20 protein-coding genes are annotated in these 21,985 nt (G+C 63.1%); 7 read left to right on the forward strand and 13 right to left on the reverse strand.

Annotated features, from left to right (window positions below; all coding sequences use genetic code 11):
- Nucleotides 1–42 precede the first annotated feature (42 nt).
- The 4 genes from ACOZK4_RS15610 to ACOZK4_RS15625 all read right to left on the reverse strand — a co-directional run bounded on the left by ACOZK4_RS15610 (nt 43) and on the right by ACOZK4_RS15625 (nt 4,660).
- The gene (locus ACOZK4_RS15610) at nt 43–1,530 is read right to left on the reverse strand and encodes a 4-hydroxyphenylacetate 3-hydroxylase family protein (RefSeq protein WP_421592672.1); all 1,488 of its coding nucleotides are present in this window, start codon (nt 1,528–1,530) and stop codon (nt 43–45) included.
- Between the two features lie 22 nt (nt 1,531–1,552).
- On the reverse strand, nt 1,553–2,071 hold the full coding sequence (locus ACOZK4_RS15615) for a flavin reductase family protein (protein WP_313528695.1): 519 nt from the start codon (nt 2,069–2,071) through the stop codon (nt 1,553–1,555).
- 203 nt (nt 2,072–2,274) lie between these two features.
- Entirely contained in the window at nt 2,275–3,165 is an 891-nt protein-coding gene (locus ACOZK4_RS15620) for a DMT family transporter (protein WP_421592673.1), read from the reverse strand.
- A 169-nt stretch (nt 3,166–3,334) separates the two neighbouring features.
- Nucleotides 3,335–4,660 carry an MFS transporter gene (locus tag ACOZK4_RS15625; protein ID WP_421592674.1) on the reverse strand — a complete coding sequence of 442 codons (1,326 nt, stop codon included), beginning with the start codon at nt 4,658–4,660 and terminating at the stop codon, nt 3,335–3,337.
- A 274-nt stretch (nt 4,661–4,934) separates the two neighbouring features.
- Between ACOZK4_RS15625 and cyoA the strand changes: the two genes are divergently transcribed.
- The 6 genes from cyoA (at nt 4,935) to ACOZK4_RS15655 (ending at nt 10,224) form a co-directional block, all read left to right on the forward strand.
- The gene (gene cyoA / locus ACOZK4_RS15630) at nt 4,935–6,041 is read left to right on the forward strand and encodes a ubiquinol oxidase subunit II (protein WP_421592675.1); all 1,107 of its coding nucleotides are present in this window, start codon (nt 4,935–4,937) and stop codon (nt 6,039–6,041) included.
- A 58-nt stretch (nt 6,042–6,099) separates the two neighbouring features.
- Entirely contained in the window at nt 6,100–8,103 is a 2,004-nt protein-coding gene (gene cyoB / locus ACOZK4_RS15635) for a cytochrome o ubiquinol oxidase subunit I (RefSeq protein WP_421592676.1), read from the forward strand.
- Between the two features lie 4 nt (nt 8,104–8,107).
- Nucleotides 8,108–8,731 carry a cytochrome o ubiquinol oxidase subunit III gene (gene cyoC / locus ACOZK4_RS15640; RefSeq protein WP_313528685.1) on the forward strand — a complete coding sequence of 208 codons (624 nt, stop codon included), beginning with the start codon at nt 8,108–8,110 and terminating at the stop codon, nt 8,729–8,731.
- Nucleotides 8,728–9,111 carry a cytochrome o ubiquinol oxidase subunit IV gene (gene cyoD / locus ACOZK4_RS15645; protein ID WP_313528683.1) on the forward strand — a complete coding sequence of 128 codons (384 nt, stop codon included), beginning with the start codon at nt 8,728–8,730 and terminating at the stop codon, nt 9,109–9,111. The genes cyoC and cyoD overlap by 4 nt, the downstream gene beginning before the upstream one ends.
- Nucleotides 9,112–9,118: 7 nt before the next feature.
- A complete protein-coding gene (locus ACOZK4_RS15650; RefSeq protein WP_421592677.1) occupies nt 9,119–9,853 on the forward strand; it encodes an SURF1 family protein in 735 nt (244 codons plus the stop codon).
- Between the two features lie 74 nt (nt 9,854–9,927).
- Nucleotides 9,928–10,224, forward strand: a complete 297-nt coding sequence (locus tag ACOZK4_RS15655) for an antibiotic biosynthesis monooxygenase family protein (RefSeq protein WP_313528679.1) — start codon at nt 9,928–9,930, stop codon at nt 10,222–10,224.
- A 7-nt stretch (nt 10,225–10,231) separates the two neighbouring features.
- Here ACOZK4_RS15655 and ACOZK4_RS15660 read toward each other — a convergent pair whose 3' ends face one another.
- From ACOZK4_RS15660 to ACOZK4_RS15670, 3 genes are all read right to left on the reverse strand, one after another.
- Nucleotides 10,232–10,615: a hypothetical protein gene (locus tag ACOZK4_RS15660; RefSeq protein WP_313528677.1), complete on the reverse strand. Its 384-nt coding sequence runs from the start codon at nt 10,613–10,615 to the stop codon at nt 10,232–10,234.
- A gap of 5 nt (nt 10,616–10,620) precedes the next feature.
- Nucleotides 10,621–11,532: a glutathione-dependent disulfide-bond oxidoreductase gene (gene yghU / locus ACOZK4_RS15665; RefSeq protein WP_421592678.1), complete on the reverse strand. Its 912-nt coding sequence runs from the start codon at nt 11,530–11,532 to the stop codon at nt 10,621–10,623.
- Between the two features lie 189 nt (nt 11,533–11,721).
- Complete coding sequence (locus ACOZK4_RS15670; protein WP_313528673.1) at nt 11,722–12,762, reverse strand: glutamine synthetase beta-grasp domain-containing protein; 1,041 nt, start codon at nt 12,760–12,762, stop codon at nt 11,722–11,724.
- A 336-nt stretch (nt 12,763–13,098) separates the two neighbouring features.
- On the opposite strand from ACOZK4_RS15670, the gene ACOZK4_RS15675 reads away from it, so the two are divergent.
- Nucleotides 13,099–14,106: a magnesium and cobalt transport protein CorA gene (locus ACOZK4_RS15675; protein WP_421592679.1), complete on the forward strand. Its 1,008-nt coding sequence runs from the start codon at nt 13,099–13,101 to the stop codon at nt 14,104–14,106.
- 51 nt (nt 14,107–14,157) lie between these two features.
- On the opposite strand, the gene ACOZK4_RS15680 is transcribed toward ACOZK4_RS15675, so the two are convergent.
- The 6 genes from ACOZK4_RS15680 to ACOZK4_RS15705 all read right to left on the reverse strand — a co-directional run bounded on the left by ACOZK4_RS15680 (nt 14,158) and on the right by ACOZK4_RS15705 (nt 21,931).
- The gene (locus ACOZK4_RS15680; protein ID WP_421592680.1) at nt 14,158–16,116 is read right to left on the reverse strand and encodes a methyl-accepting chemotaxis protein; all 1,959 of its coding nucleotides are present in this window, start codon (nt 16,114–16,116) and stop codon (nt 14,158–14,160) included.
- Between the two features lie 116 nt (nt 16,117–16,232).
- Nucleotides 16,233–17,126, reverse strand: a complete 894-nt coding sequence (locus tag ACOZK4_RS15685) for a DMT family transporter (protein ID WP_421592681.1) — start codon at nt 17,124–17,126, stop codon at nt 16,233–16,235.
- A gap of 125 nt (nt 17,127–17,251) precedes the next feature.
- Complete coding sequence (locus ACOZK4_RS15690) at nt 17,252–18,175, reverse strand: LysR family transcriptional regulator (RefSeq protein ID WP_421592682.1); 924 nt, start codon at nt 18,173–18,175, stop codon at nt 17,252–17,254.
- 57 nt (nt 18,176–18,232) lie between these two features.
- Nucleotides 18,233–19,765 (reverse strand): ABC transporter ATP-binding protein, encoded by a 1,533-nt coding sequence (locus tag ACOZK4_RS15695; RefSeq protein WP_421592683.1) that lies wholly within the window; start codon nt 19,763–19,765, stop codon nt 18,233–18,235.
- Nucleotides 19,766–19,770: 5 nt separating this feature from the next.
- Nucleotides 19,771–20,703 carry an ABC transporter permease gene (locus tag ACOZK4_RS15700; protein ID WP_313532539.1) on the reverse strand — a complete coding sequence of 311 codons (933 nt, stop codon included), beginning with the start codon at nt 20,701–20,703 and terminating at the stop codon, nt 19,771–19,773.
- A gap of 133 nt (nt 20,704–20,836) precedes the next feature.
- Complete coding sequence (locus ACOZK4_RS15705; protein WP_421592684.1) at nt 20,837–21,931, reverse strand: ABC transporter permease; 1,095 nt, start codon at nt 21,929–21,931, stop codon at nt 20,837–20,839.
- Between the last annotated feature and the right edge of the window lie 54 nt (nt 21,932–21,985).

The following is a 21,985-nucleotide window of genomic DNA, read 5'->3' on the forward strand; positions in this document are numbered from 1 at the left end:
CCCGAGGATCCACTGCATCCGCGAAAGCGCACTTCTTCTGGCTTAGGCGGCGTCGGCGGCTTTCAGGCTGTCATCGAGCGAATAGGAATCGAGCATTTTCTGCAGCAGGCTGTCGGCGGCCGACCAGTCATAGGTGCGGAAGGCGTGGTTCTTTGTCACGAAGGTCGCACCCGCATAGAACATCTCGTACTGATGATGGCGCGAGCCGAATTCCGAACCGACGGCATCCCAAGCGAGCTTGTAGAATTTCACGCGGTCACGCGAGGAGGCGGCGGGCGACTGCTGCGTCTTGTCGATGAGGCGCGCCAGTTCCGGATTGCCGAAATCCTCGACCGAGGAGGGCAGCATGATCATGCCGCCACCGGCAAGCTCGCGAAGCGTGTTGAGGATCTTGGGATAGAGCTGCTGCGTCAGCACCTGCGCGCTGTAGAGCGTGCCGGCATCCGGCACGAAATACGATCCGACCTGCTTGCCCTTTGCTTCCATGGCCGCGACCAGCGCGTCCACCATGCCGGCTTCCGCCGCGAGCTGGCCGAGCATTTCACGCACCTGCGGGAACTGCGAGATGCCGTTGACATCGGTGGTGCGCTTGGCGATGCCGACGAGGAAGCGCAGTTTCACCGACAAGCGGATCATCGCCTGGTAGTTCTGATAGACATGCGCCGGCGTCGCATGGAACTGCTTGGCGCACATGGCGACGTCGCCATCGACGAAGACGCGGTCCCACGGAACCTTCACGTCGTCGAAATAGAGCACGGCGTCGTTCTCGTCGAAGCGGCTGGCCAGCGGGTTGTCGAAGACCGAAGGCGAGGCCGCCTCATAGGACTTGCGCGACAGGATCTTCAGGCCCTTGGCATTCATCGGAATGGCGAAGGAGACGGCGTAGTTCTCTTCACCGGCCTTCAGCGGCTGGATGCAGGTGACGAAGACTTCATTGGCGACGACACCGCCGGTCGCCAGCATTTTTGCACCGCGGATCGTGATGCCCTCGGCGTCGCGGTCGACCACGCTGGCCGTCAGAAACGGGTCCGCCTGTTCGGCGGCATTCTTGGAGCGGTCGGCCTGCGGGTTGATGATGACATAGGTCAGGTAAAGGTCGTTGTCGCGGGCATATTTGTAATAGTCGGCGAGGTTGCGGGCGAATTTCGGATTGTAGTCCTCGAAGACGTTGCGGCCCATATACATGCCGGCAAGGCAGGAGGCGACGTGGTCAGGCGCGCGGCCGAGGAAGCCGCCATGCAGGCCCGTCCAGGCTTCGAGCCCGGCGCGGCGCTTGACGAGATCCTGATAGCTGCCCGGCAGTTCCCAGATGCGGTTGGCGCGGCCGCCTTCCGGAGTGAGATAGGTCATCAGGTCGGTGTTTTCGGGGGCCTTGGCGAAGTCGAACATCGTCTCGACCGAGCGAGCGACATTGCGGAAGGCATGGTGCGACGTCACGTCGTCGACGCGCGCACCGTTGATGAAGATCTCGCGGCCGTCGCGCAGGCTGGCAAGATGCTCCTTGCCGGATTTGATTTCGGGCTTGCTCATAATGTCCATCCTCCAGAGGGGTTCAGTAGTGCAGGGGCAGGGGCCAGGCATCGACGTCGATGCGCGGGCCGGCGACGCTGTGGTAGCGGCCGCGGAAGAACAGCAGCGGCTCGGCCGCCGTATCGGACGTGCGGAAATTCACCACGCGGCCGAGGAAGATCAGGTGGTCGCCGCCGTCGTGGCAGGCGTGGGGCTCGCATTCGAACTGGGCGATGGCGTTGGTCAGCCGCGGTGCGCCCTTGTGGCCGTCGGTGTGATGCACGCCGGCCCATTTGTCGCTCGACGCGCGGGCGAACTGGTTGGAGAGGTTTTCCTGCGTGCGGGCGAGGATGTTGACCACATAGGCATCCGCCTCGCGCAGCGCCTGCAGGCTCAGCGCCTTGAGGCCGACGGAAAACAGAACCAGCGGCGGATCGAGCGAGACCGTGTTGAACGAGGTCATCGTCATGCCGATCTTCTCGCCGCTCTTCGTGCGCGCCGTGACGATGGTCACGCCGGTCGCATATTCGGCAAGCGCATTGCGGAACTGCCGCTCCTCCATCGCCCGTCCTTCCTAGTAAAGCTTTACAAGATAGCTAAGTGATAAAGCTATTTTCTATATTGTCAACACGGTGAAATATCACAGTGGAGAGAAGGGGAGAGCGCATCGATGCACCGCGCGTTACGACGGTGTCTCGAATGATGCCGCTGTCGAGGAAAACGCTGTGACGTCGAAGGCAGCGGCGATGTGGTTCGGATTGGCCTTCAGGTAGAGGGCGTCCCGGCCGACGCGCGTCTCGCCAGCTGGTGTTCGCGCCAGATGGTGAAGAGGCCGGCGCCGACGACGATGGCGGCGCCGATCACCATATTAAGGGTGATGATCTCGTTAAACAGGGTAACGGCGAGGATGACGTTGAGAACGAGCTGGAAATAGGTGACCGGCTGGATTTCCGCCGCGGGCAGGAGGCCGTAGGCGCGGATCAGGAAATAGTGGCTGAGGGTGCCGCAGATGCAGAGCGCGGCGAGCGCGAACCAGTCGGAGGCAATGACCTCTGTCCAGTAGAACGGGCCGATCAGCGAGATCGCGACGGCGCCTGCGGTGCCGGCATAGAACAGGCTGGTGACGGCCGAATCCTCGCGGCTGACGGCGCGTGTGGCGATGCTGTAGAGCGCGAAGAGCACGGAGGCCCCGAGCGGCAGGAGCAGCGACCGGTCGAAATGCACGTTGACGGGATTGATGATCACGAGCACGCCGATGAGGCCGACCAGCACGGCGGTGCCGCGCCGCCAGCCGACCGCCTCGCCCAGCAGCGGGATCGACAGGATCGTGATGATGAGCGGCGTCGCCTGGAAGATCGACTGGCTCATGGCAAGGCCGGCATGCACATAGGCAAAGACGATGAGGACGATTTCGGCGACGAGCAGGAGGCCCCGAGATATCTGCAGCCACGGGCGGCGCGTCCGGATCGCCCGGCGCAGACCGCCCGGCGACGACGCGGCAAAGCCGCTGACAAACAGCGCGAAGGCCCAGAACCGGATCATCGTGATGAACAGCGCGGGATAACGATCGCCAAGATATTTGGTGATCGCGTCCTGGCCGGCAAAAATGCAGATAGCCAGGAAGGCGAAAAGGTAACCGCGGGTTTTGGGGCTCATGACGATACAAACTGAGAATCGGTGAGCCGTTGATAGCACGGAGCAAGGGTCGGGGCTCGACCAAACGAATTCGGGCCGCGCCTTTCCGGTCTTGATCGAAAGCACCGGGTCTGGAGGCTAGGCGAGGGCGGGCTTCATAGCCCGCCGCTGGATTGACGATCCGCGCCCCTTACCGGGCGATGGCGCGGGTCAGCGTCAGCGCCGCGATCGTGCAGATGGCGCCCGATATCAGATAGCCGCCGATGAAGACGATGCCGAAGGTGGTGGCAAGGCCGAGCGCCACCAGCGGCGCAAAGCCGGCGCCGAGCAGCCAGGCGAGGTCGGAGGTCAGGGCCGCTCCCGTATAGCGGTATTGCTGCGTGAAGCGCGAGGAGACGGCGCCCGAGGACTGGCCGAAGGTCAGGCCGAGGATGAAGAAGCCGATCAGGATATAGGCATCCTGCCCCTTGCCGCCGGCATCGAGCAGGAAGGGCGCGGAGAAGGAGAAGATCGCAATCAGGATCGCGCCGACCATCAACTGGTTGCGCCGGCCGATCCGGTCCGCCATGACGCCCGACAGGACGATGCCGACCGCGCCGACCGCCGCACCCGCCACCTGCACCCAGAGGAACTGCGCGGCCGACTGGCCGCCCGTCAGCGTGACCCAGGACAGCGGGAAGATCGTGACGAGGTGGAACATGGCGAAGCTGGCGAGCGGCACGAAAGCGCCGAGCACGACGTCCATCGCATGTTTGCTCAGCATTTCGAAAATCGGCCGGGCCTGAAGCTCCTGCGCTTCCATGGCCGCGCCGAATTCCTTGCTGGCGACGATGCGAAGGCGTGCGAAGAGCGCCACGACGTTGATCGCGAAGGCAACGAAGAACGGATAGCGCCAGCCCCAGGCGAGGAAATCCGCCTCGGAAAGGTTCGTGACGAAATAGGCGAAGAGGATGCTGGCCAGCGCAAAGCCGAAGGGCGCGCCGAGCTGCGGGATCATTGCATACCAGCCGCGGCGGTTCTCCGGTGCACTGAGATTGAGCAGCGAGGCCAGCCCGTCCCAGGCGCCGCCAAGCGCAAAGCCCTGTCCGAGCCGGAAGAGTGCGAGCAGCGCAACGGCCCAGTAGCCGATCGTGTCATAGCCGGGCAGGAAGGCGATCGAGGCGGTGGAGCCGCCGAGGATGAAGAGCGCTGCGGTCAGCTTGGTGCCGCGCCCGTAGTTCCGGTCGATCCACATGAAGACGAAGGAGCCGACCGGACGCGCAAGGAAAGCCAGCGGGAACAGCGCAAACGACATCAGGGTCGCCGCGACCGCGCTCGACGCAAAGGGGAAGATCAGCTTCGGGAAGACCAGGATGGAGCCGAGGCCGTAGACGAAGAAATCGAAGAATTCGGAAGTGCGGCCGATGACCACGCCGATGGCGACACTGCCCGGCGACAATGGCTTGTCGTCGTGATGCATGCGACGCGCATCCCGTTCCAGGCCGGATGATGTGGGATGTTGGGTGGCCGAACTCATGAACTCCTCCGCGCGGATTTGCGTCATGTGGTTAGAATGTTGATCAATCGGCGTCCGATATCAAGGACAGATCGCGAACCGGAGCACATTGTCCTTCAGGTGCCGGAATTGATAACGGGCATTTCTAATGCGCTAGTACAAACGCGCATCGACAGATAGTCCCTGATTGACTAACCTCCTGCGACAGAATGCTGCGCTGCGACGATGGACCTCATTTCCAACCGTGGCCATACACGACTATTGCCGACTAGACAGAACGCAAGTTGAGGCCGAAATGCCGAAGCAATTCAGTTTAGCCCGAAGATTCACCGTTTTTGCCCTGATGATGGCCACCCTTTCGGGGTGCAATTTGGTCGTCATGTCGCCCTCGGGCGATATTGCGGCGCAGCAGAGAGACCTCATCGTCATCTCGACGATCCTGATGCTTGTCATCATCGTGCCCGTGCTTTTCCTGACGTTGTTCTTCGCCTGGCGCTACCGCCAGTCGAACACGGCGGCAAAGTATGATCCCGAATGGCACCATTCGACCGGCCTCGAAGTGATCATCTGGTCGGCGCCACTCGCCATCATCATCGCGCTCGGCGCCATCACCTGGGTGAGCACGCACAAGCTCGATCCCTATCGCCCGCTCGACCGGATCGATGCGGCCCGGCCCGTTACCGAAGCGGTGAAACCGATCACCGTGGAGGTCGTGGCGCTCGACTGGAAGTGGCTGTTCTTCTATCCGGACTACGGCATTGCCACCGTCAACGAGATGGCGGCGCCCGTCGACGTGCCGATCAATTTCAAGCTCACCGCCTCCTCGGTGATGAATGCCTTCTACGTTCCCGCCCTTGCCGGCATGATCTACACCATGCCCGGCATGGAGACGAAGCTGCACGCCGTCATCAACAAGGCCGGCGAGTATGAGGGCCTGTCGTCCAACTACAGCGGCGACGGTTTTTCGCATATGCGCTTCAAGTTCCACGGCGTGGATCAGGCCGGTTTCGATGCCTGGGTCGCCCGCGTGAAGCAGAACGGTACCGCGCTCAACCGCGATGCCTATCTGAAGCTTGAAAAACCGAGCACCAAGGAGCCGGTGCGCTACTACGCGACCGTCGAGAACGGGCTTTACGAAGCCGTGCTCAACATGTGCGCCCGCGAGGGCCAGATGTGCATGAAGGACATGATGCATATCGACATGATGGGCGGTGCCGGCAAGGAGAGCCACGAGAACAAGGCCAAGCTGGAGCACGACAACCGGCACACCGCGGAAGAGGCGCCTGCCGCCACCTTCCCGGAAACCGGCAATGCCGCGCGCAGCGAAGAGCCCGCCGAAGGCATCGACGAGCGGCAGGAGGAGCCGGCCACGATGAACCACGACGCGCACCAGTCGCACTAGATTTCATGGCACCCGCGCTTGACGCGGATGCGCACTCGATAAGCTATTGGACGATCCCATGTTCGGTGACATCAGCCTCACGAAATTCCTCTTCGGTCGGCTTTCCCTTGAAGCGATCCCCTATCACGAGCCCATCCTCGTCGTGACCTTCGCGGCCGTGGCCATCGGCGGTCTTGCCGTTCTGGCGCTCATCACGAAGTTCAAGCTCTGGGGCTACCTCTGGAACGAATGGTTCACGAGCGTCGATCACAAGAAGATCGGCATCATGTACATCATTCTCGCCATCATCATGCTGCTGCGCGGCTTTGCAGATGCGATCATGATGCGCATCCAGCAGGCGATCGCCTTCAATGGCAACGAGGGCTACCTCAATCCGCATCACTACGACCAGATCTTCACCGCCCATGGCGTGATCATGATCTTCTTCGTGGCGATGCCCTTCGTCACCGGCTTCATGAACTATGTCGTGCCGTTGCAGATCGGCGCGCGCGATGTCTCCTTCCCCTTCCTCAACAACTTCTCCTTCTGGATGACGACGGCCGGCGCGATCATCATCATGATGTCGCTGTTCGTCGGCGAATTCGCGCGCACCGGCTGGCTGGCCTATCCGCCGCTCTCGGGCGCGGACTACAGTCCCGGCGTCGGCGTCGATTATTATATCTGGGGCCTTCAGGTCGCCGGTGTCGGCACGACCTTGTCGGGCATCAACCTGATCGCGACCATCGTGAAGATGCGTGCGCCGGGCATGACCTTCATGAAGATGCCGATCTTCACCTGGACCTCGCTCTGCACGAACATCCTGATCGTCGCGACCTTCCCGATCCTGACGGCCACGCTGGCGCTGCTGTCGCTCGACCGTTATGTCGGCACAAACTTCTTCACCAATGACCTTGGTGGCAACCCGATGATGTATATCAACCTCATCTGGATCTGGGGCCATCCGGAAGTCTATATCCTCGTCCTGCCGGCCTTCGGCATCTTCTCCGAGGTCGTCGCCACCTTCTGCGGCAAGCGCCTCTTCGGCTATGCCTCGATGGTCTATGCGACCTGCGTGATCATGATCCTCTCCTATCTGGTGTGGCTGCACCACTTCTTCACGATGGGCTCGGGCGCCTCTGTCAACGCCTTCTTCGGCATAACCACGATGATCATCTCGATCCCGACGGGGGCGAAGATGTTCAACTGGCTCTTCACCATGTATCGCGGCCGCATCCGCTACGAGGTGCCGATGCTCTGGACGATCGGCTTCATGGTGACTTTCGTCATCGGCGGCATGACGGGCGTGATGCTCGCGATCCCGCCGGCCGATTTCGTGCTGCACAATTCGCTGTTCCTCATCGCCCACTTCCACAACGTCATCATCGGCGGTGTGCTGTTCGGCCTGATGGCGGGCGTCGTCTACTGGTTCCCGAAGGCCTTCGGCTACAAGCTCGATCCCTTCTGGGGCAAGATGAGCTTCTGGTTCTGGCAGATCGGCTTCTTCTTCGCCTTCATGCCGCTCTATGTGCTCGGCCTGATGGGCGTGACCCGTCGCGTTAGCCAGTTCGAGGACCCGTCCCTGCAAATCTGGTTCATCATCGCAGCCTTCGGTGCGGGCCTGATCGCCATCGGCATCGCCTCCTTCGTCATCCAGCTCGTCGTCAGCTATCGGAAGCGCGACGAACTGCGCTGCGACAGCGGCGACCCCTGGAACGGCCGCACATTGGAATGGTCGACCTCCTCGCCGCCGCCGGACTACAATTTCGCCTTCACGCCCGTCGTGCATGACCATGACGGCTGGTACGACATGAAGAACCGCGGCTACGAGCGTCCGACCGACGGCTTCCGGCCGATCCACATGCCGAAGAACACCGGCACGGGCGTCATCCTCGCCGGCATCAGCATCGTGCTCGCCTTCGCGCTGATCTGGTACATCTGGTGGCTCGCGGCCGTTTCCTTCATCGCCATCATAGCGGTATCGATCGCCCATACCTTCAACTACGATCGTGACTTCTTCATCCCCGCCGAGACCGTGACGGCGACGGAAGATGCGCGCACGACGCTGCTTGCAGAACGGACCTGAGCCCATGAGCGCGACCCAAGTCCACAATCCTGACGAAAAGCCGGTCTTCTACCTCAAGGAAGAGCACCACCCGGAAAACAGCACCATGCTGGGTTTCTGGCTCTACCTGATGAGCGACTGCCTGATCTTCGCCGTGCTCTTCGCAACGCATGGCGTGCTCGGCCGCAACTATGCCGCAGGTCCGTCACCGGCCGATCTCTTCGACCTCAACCTCGTCGCCATCAACACGGCGATGCTGCTTCTGTCCTCCATCACCTATGGCTTCGCGATGCTCCAGATGGAGCGCAACGCCAAGATGGAGACGCTGGTCTGGCTTGGCATCACCGGCGTGTTCGGCGCGGCCTTCCTTGGGCTGGAACTCTACGAGTTCTACCACCTGATCCTCGAAGGCGCCGGCCCGACCCGTTCGGCCTTCCTGTCGTCCTTCTTCACGCTGGTCGGCACGCACGGCCTGCACGTTACCTTCGGCACGATCTGGCTGATCACGCTGATGGTGCAGGTCAAGAAGCGCGGCCTGACGCCTGAAAACCGCCGCCGTCTGATGTGCCTGTCGATGTTCTGGCACTTCCTCGACGTCATCTGGATCGGCGTCTTCTCCTTCGTCTATCTGCTCGGAGTCCTCGGATGAGCGCGAACCCCACTCACGACCACGCCCATCACGATCACCATGACGGCGCGAGCCATGGCTCGTTCAAGGGCTACATGATCGGCTTCGTGCTCTCGATCATCCTGACGGCCATCCCGTTCTGGCTGGTCATGGGCGACGTGCTCGACAGCAAGCTCTTCACCGCGGTCCTCGTCATGGGCATCGGCGTCGTACAGATCGTCGTGCACATGGTCTATTTCCTGCACATGAATACCCGCTCGGAGGGCGGCTGGACCATGATGGCGCTGATCTTCACGCTCATCATCGTCGGCATCGCGCTCGCCGGCTCGCTCTGGGTCATGCATCATCTCAATGCCAACATGATGCCGATGACCCACGAGATGATGAAGAACATGCCGTGACGTGGCGATGAGCGCGGATCAAGTGTCGGACCGGGAGGGCAAGCTGTCCTCCCGCACCCGGTTGGCCCTGACGGTCTTCCTGCTCTGCCTTGTTGTGATCTTCGTCGCGCTTGGCAGCTGGCAGGTGCAGCGCCTGTTCTGGAAGCTCGACCTCATTTCCCGCGTGGAGACACGCATCCATGCCGATCCGGTGCCGGCGCCTTCGGGTACGATCGATCCGGCGGAGGACGAATACCGCCGCGTCACCGCGACCGGCCTCTTCGATCATGCACAATCGGTGCTGGTGCAGGCCGTGACGGAACGCGGAACGGGCTTCTGGGTGGTGACGCCACTAAGGCAGGCCGACGGATCGACCGTTCTCGTCAACCGCGGCTTCGTTCCCACGGACAAGCGGTCTCCCGAGGCGCGTCTCGCCAGTGAACTGGCCGCCGGGCCGGTCTCCGTGACGGGGCTCTTGCGCCTGAGCGAACCCGGCGGCGCCTTCCTGCGCGCGAACGACCCGGCAAATGATCGCTGGTTCTCCCGGGATGTGGCGGCCATCGCAGCGGCGAAGGGACTGACGAACGTCGAGCCCTATTTCATCGATGCGGATGCGACGCCCAACATGGGCGGTCTTCCCATCGGTGGGCTGACGGTCGTGACCTTCCGCAACAGCCATCTGGTCTATGCGCTGACCTGGTATGCCCTGGCGATCATGAGCGCGGGCGCCGTCTATCTCGTGCTCCGGCGGCGGGCATTTTAGCTTTCTCTCATTCTTGTGGCATGGTAATCTGGCGGCTTGGGGACAACAAGGTTTCATCCGTACCGGAGGCTGCCATGACCGCATTCAATGTCGTGCGTTTCAAAGTCAAGCCGGGCATGGAGGCGGCCTTTCTCGATGCCCATCGCAATGTCGTCGCCGACTGGCCGGGCTTGCTCCATGCCAATATGATCCAGTCGGGCGAGGGGCGCTATTGCATCGTCGCCGAGTGGGACAGCATGGATGCGCTGGCGGGGTGCCGGCCGCAGATGATTGCCACGCTCGACAGTTTTCGCGCGACCTTGGAGGACTTGGGCGGCGGGCTCGGCGTGACCGACCCGGTTGCCGGGTCGGTGGTTCTTGCGCTGAAGTAGCGCGCCGTCAAATCTCGAAAAAGTTCTCGAAGGATTCCGGAAAGCTCTGGCGGGCGACGCGCTCGTTGATCTGGAGCATCGCCTCGTAGGACAGCGGATCGAAGTCGTTGTCGGCCGCCACGACTTCTCGCCCGAAGAGCAGGCTGAGGCGTGCGGCATCGAGATTGCCGCGCTCGAAGGGTTCGGCGCCGAAATGATGCCAGAGCGCATGCATGAAGGCGGCGTCGATACGGTATTCGGCCGTTCCCGCGCGTGCCTTGCGGGGCAGCGCCTTGACGGGCGTCACCCCGCGCGGATTGGCGCGGCGGATTGTGAACTGGACACCGGTGCCCGGCATGCCCGAGGGAAAGCCGCGGTGTTTGATCATGTCGGGCAGGGTCGCTTTTCCCATAGTCCTCAGGTCCCGTTCTGGCCGATCTTATCCTGCGTCTTCGTGTCGAAGTCGGAGGCGTCGTGGCGTTCATGCAGCTGTTCGGACGGATCGCCGGTCAGCTTGTTGACCATGCGGCCGCGCTTGACGGCGGGGCGTGCGGCGATCTCGGCCGTCCAGCGCTGGACGTTCTTGTAGCTCTGCACATCGAGGAAGGTGCCGGCATCGCCGTAAGCCTGCCCGAGTGCGAGGGCACCATACCACGGCCAGATCGCCATGTCGGCGATCGTGTAGTCGGTGCCGGCCACATATTGATTATCGGCGAGATGGCGGTCGAGCACGTCGAGCTGGCGCTTCACTTCCATGGCATAGCGGTCGATGGCGTATTTGATGTGGATCGGCGCATAGGCATAGAAATGGCCGAAGCCGCCGCCGAGGAAGGGTGCGGAGCCCATCTGCCAGAACAGCCAATTGAAGGTTTCCGTACGGGCGCGCAGTTCGCTCGGCAGGAAGGCGCCGTACTTTTCCGCAAGATAAAGCAGGATCGAGGCGGATTCGAAGACGCGCACCGGCGCGCCGCCGCCCTTCGGCGCATGATCCATCAGCGCCGGGATCTTGGAGTTCGGATTGACATCGACGAAGCCGGAGCCGAACTGGTCGCCATTGCCGATGCGGATCGGCCAGGCGTCATATTCCGCGTCCGTGTGGCCGGCGGCGAGAAGCTCCTCCAGCATGATGCCGACCTTCACGCCGTTCGGCGTGGCCAGCGAATAGAGTTGCAGCGGATGTTTGCCGACCGGCAGGTCCTTGTCCTGAGTCGGGCCGGCGGTCGGGCGGTTGATATTGGCGAAGGCGCCGCCATTGCCCTGTTCCCATTCCCAGACCTTGGGCGGCTGGTAGCCGGCGGGGAAATTGTCGCTGGGTGATTTTTCGGTCATGAAATTCAACCTTGTTTCACGGGAGGAAATCGATCTGCCGGAATTGGCACGCCTCCATATAGGAATGCTATCGGCTTTACTCACCCCTCCTGCGCCCGCTTTCAAGAGGTGTTTTTCGTATCCCCCGCAAGAAACGAAAAACGCCCCGCAAGAGGCGGGGCGTTCGTTGTCGGCTTGCCGTGAGAAATATCAGGCGGCCTGACGGTTTTCGACGTCGGTCGGGACCGTGGCGATCGTCTTCAGGATCTGCGAAGCGATCTGGTAGGGGTCGCCCTGCGAGTTCGGGCGGCGGTCTTCCAGGTAGCCCTTGTAGTCGTTGTTGACGAAGCTGTGCGGGACGCGGATCGAGGCACCGCGGTCAGCCACGCCGTAGCTGAACTGGTGGATCGAGGCGGTCTCGTGCTTGCCGGTCAGGCGCATGTGGTTGTCGGGGCCATAGACGGCGATGTGGTCGGCGCGGGCTTCGGCGAACGCATCCATCAGGTCTTCGAAATAGGCCTTGCCGCCGACTTCACGCATATATTCGGTCGAGAAGTTGGCATGCATGCCCGAGCCGTTCCAGTCGGTGTCGCCGAGCGGCTTGCAGTGGTATTCGACGTCGATCCCGTACTTTTCCGTCAGGCGCTGCAGCAGGTAGCGGGCGAGCCAGATTTCGTCGGCGGCCTTGCGCGAGCCCTTGCCGAACACCTGGAATTCCCACTGGCCCTTGGCGACTTCGGCATTGATGCCTTCATGGTTGATGCCGGCAGCCAGGCAGATGTCGAGATGCTCTTCGACGATCTTGCGGGCGACGCCACCGACATTGCTGAAGCCGACGCCGCAATAATACGGGCCCTGCGGGGCCGGGAAGCCGGCATCCGGGAAGCCGAGCGGGCGGCCGTTCTGGTAGAAGAAATATTCCTGCTCGAAGCCGAACCAGGCGCCCTCGTCGTCGAGGATTTCGGCGCGGGTGTTGGACGGATGCGGCGTCTTGGCGTCGGGCATCATGACTTCGCAGAGCACGAGAACGCCGTTCTTGCGCTCCGGGTCCGGATAGGAAGCGACCGGCTTCAGTACGCAGTCGGAGCTGGAGCCTTCGGCCTGCTGGGTCGAGGAGCCGTCGAAGCCCCAGTTCGGGAGCTGGTCGAGCGTCGGGAAAGCATCGAATTCCTTGATGAGGGTCTTGCCGCGCAGGTTCGGGGTGGGCTTGCAGCCGTCGAGCCAGATGTATTCGAGCTTAAACTTGGTCATTTCGTTCTCTCACGTGACGCTTGGTTCCAAGACCACCGGACATCCTGTCGGCAGTCACTGATCTGTCGAATGCATGCGCCGTGCCAGATTGAAATCGGCATCGAAATCCGCGGAATTTTTTGCATTATCGCGACCTCGTGCACCTGGCGCGCCGCGGCGTCGCGCAAGGAAGAGGCGGCGTGCCTAAAAATTAGGCGGCGGGGTGCAAGGTAGGAGGCAGAGCCGTTTCTCGCTTGGCAAAGAGCAAGCTTTTCCTCGAAGCATTTGCGAATCTACGCTAAATTAGCGGTCGGCGACGTCCATCACATCAGGACGATCGGCCGGACGGAGGGGATGATGGATCATGTGCGTACATTCGCGCGCGTCTCTGCGGAAGAGGGCATCGTTGCTTCCAGCGTCTACATGGCCGGGCGGCGCATTGCCGATATCCCCATCGAGGAGGCCGGCGCCTGGGCGGGAAAGGAAGGCCATGTCGTCTGGATCGGGCTTCTGGAGCCGAGCCGCGACCTTCTTTTGCGCGTGCAGGCGCAGTTCCACCTGCATGATCTTGCCATCGAAGATGCCGAGCATCCGCATCAGCGCCCCAAGCTCGAGCAATATGGCGATGCGCTGTTCATCGTGGCACGCACCGCGCAGCTGATAGACCGTCGCGTCACGTTCGGCGAAACGCATCTCTTCGTCGGCAAGGGCTATATCGTCAGCGTGCGGCACGGCCCTTCGACCTCCTATGCCACCGTCCGCCAGCATTGGGAGACCTGTCCGCATTCGCTGGCGAAAGGCGAGGATTTCGTGCTCTACGCCATCCTCGATTTCATCGTCGACAACTACATGCCGGTGCTGGAGCAGCTCGAATACGAGGTCGAGGAGATCGAGGACAAGGTGCTGCTCAAGCCGATGACCGGACCGGAAATCGAGCGGCTCTACATGATGCGGCGCGATCTGCTGCGCCTGCGCAACGCCGCGCTGCCGCTGGTGGAGGTCTGCCGGCGGCTGACGAGTTCCGATCTGCCGCAAATTCAGGCAGCCATGCATCCGCTGTTTCGCGATGTTACCGACCATATCCGCACGGTGCAGGAAAAAATCGACAGCCTGCGCGAAGTGCTGGCCTTCGCCTTCGAGGCGAGCCTGCTGGTCGGGCAGAGCCAGGAAACGGCGATTTCCAAGAAGCTGGCCTCCTGGGCGGCGATCCTTGCCGTGCCGACGGCGCTCGCCGGCATCTACGGCATGAACTTTTCCGATATGCCGGAACTCAGGATGGAATACGGCTATCCGATGGTGCTCACCGCCATCGTGGCGACCTGCAGCTTCCTCTACTGGCGGTTCCGCAAGAACGGCTGGCTGTAGGAACGGTGCATCCCGCCGAGGCAACAAGCCCCGGCGAGACGGCTATTTCCCTTAGAATTCGTCCCAGCCTGCTTCCACCGCGGGCACGGCGGCACCGCCGCCGCCGAAGGCGCTGGCGATCTTGCCGACCATGCGGCGGGCCGGCGAGGCGATGGGCCGCGAGACGGTGCTGGCGGCCGCGACGGGTGCCTTTGCCGGCGCCACAGCACGGCTCGACGTTCCGCCGACCTGGAACTGGCCGACTAGCTGGCGCAGCCGCTCGGCTTCGGTGGCGAGCGACGCGCTGGCCGCGGTCGACTGCTCCACCATGGCGGCATTCTGCTGCGTCGTCTGGTCCATCTGGTTGACGGCGGCATTGACCTCGACAAGGCCGAGGGATTGTTCACGGGCGGATGTCGCGATGGCGTTCAGCTGGCCGTTGATGTCGTTGACATGCTGGCCGATGATCTTCAGCGCCTCGCCGGTTTCCGTGACCAGACGAACGCCGCCTTGCACTTCCATGGCGGAATGACGGATCAGTTCCTTGATCTCCTTTGCCGCCTGTGCCGAGCGCTGGGCGAGTTCGCGCACTTCCTGCGCGACGACCGCAAAGCCCTTACCGGCTTCACCGGCACGCGCGGCTTCGACACCGGCATTCAGGGCCAGAAGGTTGGTCTGGAAGGCGATCTCGTCGATGACGCCGATGATGTTGGAGATCTGGCGCGAGGATTCCTCGATGCGCTGCATGGCCGAGACGGCATCGGAGACGACCTTGGTCGAAAGGTTGGCCGAACCGGTGGCTTCCGATGCCTTGGCGCGGGCCTCTTCAGCGCGCTTGGAGGAGTTGGAGACGTTGGCGGTGATCTCGTCAAGGGCGGCGGCGGTCTCTTCGAGGGCCGCGGCCTGCTGTTCGGTGCGGCGCGACAGGTCGTTGGCGGCCTGGCTCAGTTCGCGCGAGCCGCTGTCGATGGCGCCGGTGGTTTCGGAGACGGATTGCAGCGTGCTGCGCAATTGCCCGACGGCGGCGTTGAAATCCTGGCGAAGGGTCTCGAATTCCGGGGCGAAGGATTGCGTCAGCTCGCAGGCGAGATCGCCGTCGGCCATGCGCTTCAGACCGCCGGCAAGGCCTTCGGTCGCCTCGGCCATGGCGGCGGCGCGCACCCGGTCGACTTCGGCGCTGCGTTCACGCTCGGCTTCGGTCGCGGTGCGCTGGGCCTCGGAGGAGGCTTCGAGCGCGCGGGTGCGCAGGCCGTTGTCCTTGAAGACCTGCACGGCGCGCGCCATGCCGCCCACTTCGTCGCGGCGCTCGGTCTCGGCGATCGCCACATCGAGGTCGCCGCTGGCGAGCGTCGTCATGGTGCCGGAAAGGATGTTCAACGGGCGGGCGATCCAGGCACGCACGGCGAAGAAGCCGGCGACGAGGATGACCGCCAGGCCGATGACGACCGCGAGGATCGTCGTCAGAATGGTGGTCCGCGTGGCCTTGATGAGGGCTTCGTGGCGCGCTTCGCCGACAGTGGTGATCTTGCCGATCTCATCGGTGATATCGTTGATCACGGTGGCGAAGGCGGGTTTGCAGGTCGCGGCGAAATCACCCTGGGTGCTGGTCACCGCAGCGTCGTCCAGCGCCGCGCTGGCCGCTGCGATCAGCGCGCTGCACTGGCTGTTCAACGCGTCGAGCGCTGCCGTCTTGATGGACTTTATCCGCTCGTTTGCGGGCGCGGCGGCACTGGCCGCATCCATCTGCTTGGAGAAGAAGCCCTCGCTGAGCTTCATGTCCGCAACGGCCGCTTCCTTTGCCTCGGGCGTGCGCGCAATCAGGATGTCGGCGATGGCGGACCGGATCGAGACGAGGCTGCGGCTTGCCCGCGCCAGCATCAGGGTCGCGGTCGATTCTTCGTCCAGAAGCGTGGAATAGGACGTATCGATGAAGGAGATGCGCGAGGTGCTGTAGGCGGTCACGCCGGCGACGAAGAGGCCGAAAGCGCAGAGGATGACGAGGAACTTACCGATGATGGGGATATTGCGCATGGCGGCTGCCTAAGCTGGAGAAACTGGTCCAGTCGTAGGCCTCGACCGTTAGATTTCGCTTAAAATTTTATCCACCATTCGGTACAGCAGTTTTTCGCAAGGGGCATGAATAAGCATTAGCGAATAAAGATCAGGCCCATGCCGAGAATGACGAGAGCGGCCCCCGCCCAGGCGCCAGCCGCCGGCCGTTCTCCCGTCCGCAGCCACAGCATGGGAAGGATGATGGCGGGGGAGGTTGCCGAGAGCGTCGAGACGATGCCGACCTTGCCGCCCGAAAGCGCGAAAAGCAGCAGCGTCATGCCGATGGCAAGGGCGGTAAAGCCGGTCAGCGCCGTCATGGCCAGGACCTTCAGCGTCAGCGGTCCCTTCGGCTTGACGGAGGCGATCGGCAGCTGCGCCATGACGCTGAGACAGGCGGCCGCAACGCCGACGCGCAGCAGCGAGGCGACGAACGGGTCGAGCCCGGTTTCCATGACGGGCCGCGCGATGATCGAGCCGATGGCCTGGCCGGTTGCCGCACCGAGCCCGAGCAGCACGCCGATCCACAGCGGCCCCTTGATCGTCTCCCACTCGTGCATCTGCGCCTTGCGCTTGCCGAAGATGATGGCGAGGAAGACGCCCGCCGCCGTCAGCGCGATACCTGCAACGGCCGAGACCGACAGCGCCTCGCCCAGCACCAGCCAGCCGAGCAGGGCGGCGATGGGGGCATTCAGCGCGAAGAGGATGCCGGAGCGGCGCGGGCCGACGCGGTTGAGCGTCGAGAAAAGCAGGGTATCGCCGATGAAGATGCCGATGAAGCCCGACAGCAGCAACGGACCGACCGTCGTCGCATCCAGTTCGCGCCATGCGCCGGTGGCGAGAACGTAGAGCGTCAGCAGTCCTGTCACGAAAATCTGGCGGACACGGTTGAAAGTCGGTGCGCCGAGATGGCCGGCAGGTCCCGCCGAAATCAGCCCCGTCAGGGCCCAGCAGGTCGCGGCGCCGAGCGCGGCAAGTTCATGAATTGGCATTGTCGTCCGATCGGCAGGCTGAAGGGCGGAAATCGCATTCCGCACGTTCCGTTAAAGCGCGATCACGGGCGCGCCGTCCAGACGCATTGCGAGGGATCAACAGGCTTTCTGTGCACGGAAGAAAGCTATTCCCTGGCCTCCCGTTCCGTAGAACCCGCGCGCTCGGCAGCACTGGCAATGAACACCGCTTTCAGGTGCTCCGCGGCCGGCGAAAGGCTGTGATGGCGGCGCTGCAGAAGCGAGACGTCGCGCATGACGTGCGGATCGACGAGATCGACCGTGGTCACGCGCACGGCGGAGGCGAGCTGGCTCGAGTTCTCCGGCAGCACGGCGACGCCCATGCCGGCGGCGATCATGCTGATGGCGGTCGTCGAGAAGCGCACCTCGTATTTCGGCCTATAGTTCGGCACCACGCGGATGAGATTGTGCTCGACGATGCTGCGCAACGGATTGGCGGCGGCGAGCGTGATGAGGGTCTCGTCCTTCAGCTCCGCCCAGCGCACGGATTTGCGCCGCGCAAAACGATGATCCTCCCGGCACATGAACATCAGCTTGTCGCGCAGGAGCGGCGTCGCGGTGATTTCCGGGTCATCCTCCGACAGGGTGCCGACGGCGATGTCCACCTCGTTGCGCTTCAGCGCCGGGGTGATCTGCTCTTCCGGCATATCCCTGATATTCACGGAGATTTCCGGATACATGCGCAGGAAGCGCGCGATGATCGGCGGTACGATGGTGGCGGCGAGCACGATGGCCGCGGCGATCGTCACCTGGCCGCGCTTCAGCGAGGCGTTGTCGCGCACATCGCCGACCGCAAGCTCCAGATCCTTCAGGATCTTTCGCGCCTGCGGCAGGAATTCCTGACCGACGAGGGTCAGCGAGACCATGCGCGTGTGCCGGTCGAACAGGCGCACACCGATTTCCGATTCCAGGTCGCGGATGAGGATGCTGACCGCCGACTGGGTGAGATGCATGTTTCGGGCGGCAAGATTGAACTGGCCGAGTTCGGCCACCGCGATGAAGGCCCTGAGTTGCCGCAGGGTGATGTTCATGAATACGGAGGCCTCCTGTTACGCAGCTGCCATCAAATCCTGCCGCCCCTGTCCTGTCTAGCCCGCAAGCGCCGGTTGTTCCGTCTGGCCGGCCATCAGCAGGCCGAGTTCGTCGAGGCGGGTGCGGTCCGGTGGCAGTTCGCCGAGGATTTCGCCGTGGAACATCACCAGAATGCGGTCGCAGATCGCGAAGAGTTCCTCCAGTTCGGTGGAGATGAGCAGGATGGCGCGGCCGTTGTCGCGCTGCTTCAGCATCTCCTCCATCACGAACTCCATGGCGCCGATGTCGATGCCGCGAGCGAGCTGGTTGACCAGGATGAAATCCGGGTTGCGGGCCAGTTCGCGCGCAACGACGAGCTTCTGCTGGTTGCCGCCGGAAAGAGAGCCAATCGCCTGGTTCTCGTCGCGGCTCTTCACGCGGAAACGCTTGATCAGGTCGCGGGTATGCTCGCCGATCACGCCGCGGTTCAGCATGCCGCCGCTGGCGAAGGGTTTCTGGTCGTAGCGCTGGAGGATGGTGTTTTCGCTGAGCGACATCGAGACGACGATGCCGTGTTTGTGCCGGTCCTCAGGAATGTGGGAGAAGCTGCTGGCATTGATGCGGGCGGGGTCGAGGCCGGTAATGTCCTTACCGTTCAGCATCACGCGACCCGAATCGACGGGCAGCAGGCCGGAAAGCGCGAGCGACAGCTCCGTCTGGCCGTTGCCGGAGACACCGGCAATGCCGACGATCTCGCCGGCGCGCACGTTGAGGCTCACGCCGCGCACGGCGGGCAGGCCCGTCTCGGCCCGGCAGGTGAGGTTTTCCACCGACAGCACGGTGCGGCCGGGTGGCTCGGGGCTGCGGGGAAGTTCCATGCGCACGTCGCGACCGACCATCATATGGGCGAGCGCGCGCGCATTGGTTTCGCCGACATGGACGGTGTGCACCACGCGCCCGTCGCGCATGACGCTGATGCGGTTGCTGACGCGCATCACCTCGTCCAGCTTGTGCGAGATGAAAACGACCGTCTTGCCGTCCTTGACGAGGTCGCCCATCAGCGACAGCAGACGATCGGTCTCCTGCGGGGTCAGCACGGCGGTCGGCTCGTCGAGGATGAGCAGGTCGATGCCGTGGAACAGCACCTTCAGGATTTCGACGCGCTGCTGCTCGCCGACCGAGAGGTCCTCGATAATGGCGTCCGGCCGCACGTCGAGGGCGTAGCGATCCGAGAGCTCTCGGATTTTCGCATGGACCTTGTCCATGTCGTTGATGACGCGCAGCGCCGAGCCCTGGCCGAGGATGTAGTTTTCCGCCACCGTCAGGTTGGGCACGAGCATGAAGTGCTGGTGCACCATGCCGATGCGCTGGCGGATCGCCTCGCGCGGGCTGTTGAAGCGCACGATCTCGCCCTTGAAGACGATCTCGCCTTCGTCGGGCCGTACCATGCCGCAGATCATGCTCATCAGCACGCTCTTGCCGGCCCCGTTCTCGCCGAGCAGCGAATGGATCTCGCCCTCTTCGATTTCCAGCGAGACGCCGTCGCTGGCGATGATGGGACCGAAGCGCTTGCGGATATTGTCGATGCGCAGGAAGGGTTTCTGGGACATGTCCGTTACCTCATCTCGTAGGGCTGGCCGAGCTTGCTGGGGGCGGCCCCCTTGCCGCGGACCACGACGAGCGTGACGATCGTCATGATGTAGGGAAGGGCCTGCAGCACCTGGTAGGGCACGACGATGGACGCCTGCGCCTGAAGCATCAATTGGAGTGCGTAGAACAGGCCGAAGAGCAGCGAGACGAAGAAGGCGCCTGTCGGCGACCAGCGGGCGAAAACCACGACGGCAAGCGCGATGAAGCCGCGGCCCGACGTGATGCCCTCGACGAACTGGTTGGAATGACCGAGTGTCAGGAACGCCCCGCCAAGGCCGGCAAGGCCGGTGCCGACCAATACGGCCGCGTAGCGATAGCCCGCGACATTGCGGCCGGCGACGTCGACGGCTTTCGGATGTTCGCCGACGGCGCGCAACGTCAAGCCGAAGGAGGTGCGGAAGAGCACGAGGCTCGCCAGGATCGCGACGAGAACAGTCGAATAGACGATGAGGTTCTGCCGGAAGAAGGCCTCGCCGAGGAACGGGATATCGCTGAGGAAGGGGATATGCACGGGCTGGGCGATCTCGATACCCTTGCCGGTCGAGACGTAATAGGTGCGGAACAGGAAGGCGGTGAGGCCCATGCCGAGCAGGTTGAGCGCTGCCCCCACCACGATCTGGTCCGCCTTGATGGTGATCGTGAAGAAGGCGAAGATCAGGCCGAACAGCATGCCGCCCGCCACCCCGGCCAGCAGGCCGAGGAGAATGCTGCCGGTGGCGAAGGCCGCTGCGAAGCCGCAAAACGCGCCGACCAGCATGGTGCCTTCCAGCCCGATATTGAGCACGCCCGCCCGCTCGGAAAAGACTTCGCCGATCGAGGCGAAGATGAGGGGCGTCGCAAGCCTCCAGGCTGCGCCGGCAAGCGCTGCGAGGAAGGTGAGGAACATCATGTCGTCCATGGAGATATCCTTCGGGAAGGTCGCCTTGAGCAATTTCAGCAAAAGCGCCTAGCGGTTTTGCGTCCGGAATTGCGCAACTCTAAAGCTTTGTTTTCCCGCAGGGCTGAGGCGCCCTGCCGGAGTTTCCATTCTTTCAGGCCACGATCCTGAGGATATCGCGCAGCTTGGCGAAGGCGACGACCGAGAGGATGACCATGCCCTGGATGACCAGCACGAGGACCTGCGGCACCTGCGAGGTGATCTGGAGCACTTCCGAACCGGAGCGCAGCGTCGCGAAGAGCCCGCCCGAAATGATCGCCGCCAGTGGATTGTTGCCCGCAAGCAGCGCGACCGCGATGCCTTCGAAACCGTAGCCGGGCGAGATGTTCTGGTAGAGCCGGTGCGTGACACCAGCCACTTCGAAGGCGCCGGCAAGCCCCGCCATCGCACCGGAAATGCACATGGCGATCATGACGTTGCGGGCGACCTGCATGCCGGCATAGCGGGCGGCATTCGTATTGAGGCCGACGACGCGCAACGCAAAGCCGCGACTGCTCCTTTGCAGGAAGATATAAAGCGCGACCGCCAGCACGATGGCGACGAGGATGCCGATATGGAGGCGCATGTCGGAAACGATGCGCGGCGTCCAGGCTTCCCGGATGAGACGGGCGGACTGCGGGTAGGCGGCACTCGCATCGCGCATCGGGCCGGTGACGAGATAGCTCGTCAGGATCAGCGCGATATAGTTGAGCATGATCGTGGTGACGATCTCGCTCGCCTGGAAGCGCACCTTCAGATAGCCGGCAATGCCGGCCCAGGCAGCGCCCGCCAGAGCGCCGGCCAGCATGACGAGGGGCGCATGCACCCAGACGGAGAGCCCGTCGAAGCTGGTGCCGACCAAAGTCGCGGCAATCGCACCGGCATAAAGCTGGCCTTCGGCGCCGATGTTCCAGATCGAACAGCGGAAGGCGACGCAGAGGCCGGCGCCGATGAGGATGAGCGGCGTTGCCTTCAGCAGGATTTCGCCGACCGAGCGCATGTCCTGGAACGAGCCGAAGATCATGACGGTGACGACGTCGCTGCCGTTGAAGCCGTTGAGCCACAACAGGAGCGCGCCGAAGGCGAGGGCGACGAGGACTGCCGCGATCGGTGTCACGGCGCTGATCGCGGTCTGCGAGAGCGTCCGGTAGAGGGTCTGGGCTGCTTGAGGATACACGGTCTCGCGCACTCCCTGGTTTACCTGTGCCATAGGATCGGTCCGGATGTTTGTGTGGCATTCGGCGCGGCAGGCTGCGGCCGGAGG

The sequence above is a fragment of the Shinella sp. M27 genome (assembly GCF_049199905.1).
Classification (GTDB): Bacteria; Pseudomonadota; Alphaproteobacteria; order Rhizobiales; family Rhizobiaceae; genus Shinella.